The 803-nt window shown below is 46.2% G+C and carries 1 protein-coding gene; it reads right to left on the reverse strand.

Going from position 1 to position 803, the window contains the following annotated elements; genetic code table 11:
* A partial coding sequence (locus QL886_RS12985; RefSeq protein ID WP_290179042.1) for a Na+/H+ antiporter NhaC family protein occupies positions 1–803 on the reverse strand: 803 nt, incomplete at both ends.

Genomic DNA, 803 nt, shown 5'->3' on the forward strand with positions numbered 1-803 from the left:
AGCAGTGACAAATAACAGAAGAACGCATAAGGCAGATAATCTAATACTGGCACCCCTAGCGCCTGACTGATAAACACCCCGCACACACTCCAAGGCACCAATGGGTTAATCACCGTCCCCGCATCCTCAATCGTCCGTGACAAATTCTTAGGATGTAAATGTAAGCGCTCAAACGTCGACCGAAACGCCGTACCTGATAATAGAATACTTAAGTACTGCTCACCGATTAGCACGTTAATGCTTAGTGCCGACATGGCTGCGGCAAATATCGCTCGTCCTGATGTCGTCAATGTGTCCTTAATACCAGATAATAGTGCTGGCAGAATCCCTAATGCCGTTAGTAACCCACCTAAGCTTAATGCCAGTATCACAATCGCCTGAGTAAAGAACATACTCTGTACACCACCACGCGACAGCATTCCACCTACTTCCCCTAACTCTAGTGACTCAGCAGGGGCATAGCCTGCAAACAGATAACCGCCCAGTTGGCCAAAGCTTGGTGAACTATGCACATAAGTAATAATAAGTGCCGCGGCAATCGTACAGATAATCGTATAAATCGCATTAACCCGAAACAGTGCTAGTCCAACCAATATCACAAATGGCAGTACCGAATACCCATGTACCAGACCGCTGTCTATTAACTGTCCTTGTAGTATGGTTACTTGACTCAGATCAGCACTGGTCGTCTGTCCTGAGAACATCCAAAACAATATCACCGTCAGTATCCACGCAGGTACTGTCGTATACATCATATTGCGAATGTGCTCAAACAGATCGATACCAACAACAGAGGACGCAAT

It is taken from the genome of Psychrobacter sp. APC 3281, assembly GCF_030407815.1.
Classification (GTDB): domain Bacteria; phylum Pseudomonadota; class Gammaproteobacteria; order Pseudomonadales; family Moraxellaceae; genus Psychrobacter.